This window comes from Chamaesiphon sp. OTE_20_metabat_361 (genome assembly GCF_031364565.1).
In genome coordinates this window covers 1-1,952 of the sequence record NZ_JANLWO010000361.1, presented here as the reverse complement: position 1 = coordinate 1,952, position 1,952 = coordinate 1, and the positions used below count along the sequence as shown (strand labels likewise).

Genomic DNA, 1,952 nt, shown 5'->3' with positions numbered 1-1,952 from the left:
CCACGTTTTGCCAATAATGCACCCGCTGTCAAGCCGCCGATGCCAGCACCAATAACTACAACTTTCGGAAATGAATTTGACATGGACGCGATCGGGAAAAATGGTTGCCGTCTTTATCGTAACATTTCTACATGAATGGCGTAGGGGTTACAGATGGTGGCTTTGAGCGAATTTCTCATTAATGCTCCATATTACTTATCAATTGCAAGTATCCCTAGTCCTCACGCTATTACAGAACATCGATCGCCGATCGACCAAAGTTAGCGTCGTTCTCACCGGGCAAAATGTCACGTTAAAATGAGGAGATTGCCGCATTCTACTATTTCTAAATCGAGTGTCATCCCGGAACTATCCGAGGTGTTGACAATCGCATCCGTAAGTTTGCGGAAAATAGAAAATGTTCGCTGTAGATATCGATAGAGATTAGGAGAAAAATACATGACTTTTACCTCAATTGCATCGAAACCAACCGATCGCGTCGTTCGCGAGCCTCAAGATATCCAACCGATCCAGTTATCTAAAATTTCGGTTGCTGCTTCGCTAGTAACCATTCTCGGCTTGACATTCCTACCCTTGCTCTGGATGTCTCCATCATACCCCGCCGAAATTCACCCCAGTCACAAGCAAGTCTCTCCAGCCGCCACAGTAACCTCAGCCCAATAACAATCGCATAAAATAAAGGGTGGATAATATCCACCCTTTATTTTATGGAAGCGATCGAGATTGTGTAGTTACAGATACATATTCGCGGGACAAATCGGGCTTTTATCCCACTTATAATCAAAGCTAGTCATCCAGATGAGCGTAGCGATTGAAGAGGAAATCGAGAGCATAATTTCGTAGCTCGATATAGGTACCGCTAGCCATAATTTTCTCGCGATCGCGCGGTCGATCGAAGGGGATATCTAATACTTCGCCAATCTTGGCAGCAGGGCCATTAGTCATCATCACCAATCGATCGGCTAGATATAGTGCCTCGTCGATATCGTGAGTAATCATCAATACTGTGACCTTATTTTCGCGCCAAATTGCCAGGAGTTCGTCTTGCAATTCTTCCTTGGTAATCGCATCGAGGGCACCGAAGGGTTCATCTAAGATTAGCACTTGAGGTTTGATCGCCAGGGCGCGGGCGATCGCGACCCGTTGTTTCATCCCTCCAGAGAGCTGTCCGGGCTTCTTGCTGGCGGATTCAGTCAATCCCACCATATTTAGATGCTCGCGGACGATTTCTTTTTTTTGAGCTTCGGTGTAAGTAGGATAAACAGAATCAACAGCGATGTAAATGTTGTCATAAGCCGTCAGCCACGGCAACAGACAGTAATTCTGAAACACCATCATCCGATCGGGGCCAGGTTCGGTAATCAGTTGGTTTTGCAGGGTCACAGTACCGCTAGTCGGGGTATTGAATCCCGAAACCATATTCAGGAGGGTGGATTTACCGCAGCCAGAGTGCCCGATCAGACAGATGAATTCGCCCTCATTAACTGCCAAGTCGATCCCATCGAGGATGGTAGCAGGGCCGCTAGCAGTGGGATAAACTTTGGTAACTCGATCGATCGTCAGGAATGCCATGTGTTTTTAAGTAAATAGAGAGGATCGTCTATAAAATCCCCTCCTCGGAGGGGTGCCCAACGGGCGGGGTGGGTAGATCTCCGCAGCAACTCACCCTAGGCAATATCCACATTTCTAACTTCCAGCTCCCGATGAATGGGCTGATTGCGGAGATAATTTAGCGGCTCATCAGGATTAAAGACTTGCCCGTCGAAGAGCTGGAACGGGTCGCGATCGGGTTCGATGCCGATGTAGCCTAGTTCCTGACAAGCCGTGAGAAAATGGTCTACCCGGCGGACTCTAGACAAGATTTCGAGGTGATTTTTAGGGAAAGGGGTGATGCCCCAACGCGCGAGTTGAGTGAGAATCCACAGTCCTTCGACGCGGCGAGGACAGTTGGC

The 1,952-nt window shown here is 48.1% G+C and carries 2 protein-coding genes and 1 pseudogene; 1 reads left to right on the top strand and 2 read right to left on the bottom strand.

All coding sequences use genetic code 11. The features are described 5' to 3' along the window. Positions 1-438 precede the first annotated feature (438 nt). On the top strand, positions 439-663 hold the full coding sequence (locus tag RMO35_RS10510; RefSeq protein WP_309741011.1) for a hypothetical protein: 225 nt from the start codon (positions 439-441) through the stop codon (positions 661-663). A 123-nt stretch (positions 664-786) separates the two neighbouring features. On the opposite strand, the gene RMO35_RS10505 is transcribed toward RMO35_RS10510, so the two are convergent. Then, a complete protein-coding gene (locus tag RMO35_RS10505; RefSeq protein ID WP_309741009.1) occupies positions 787-1,572 on the bottom strand; it encodes a nitrate ABC transporter ATP-binding protein in 786 nt (261 codons plus the stop codon). Positions 1,573-1,667: 95 nt separating this feature from the next. After that, positions 1,668-1,952, bottom strand: a pseudogene (locus RMO35_RS10500) (bacitracin ABC transporter ATP-binding protein); the annotation flags it as partial.

Excerpts from the sequence above, each read along its gene's own strand:
- RMO35_RS10510 (WP_309741011.1), top strand. The coding sequence starts at position 439 with ATGACTTTTACCTCAATTGCATCGAAACCAACCGATCGCGTCGTTCGC.
- RMO35_RS10505 (WP_309741009.1), bottom strand. The coding sequence starts at position 1,572 with ATGGCATTCCTGACGATCGATCGAGTTACCAAAGTTTATCCCACTGCT.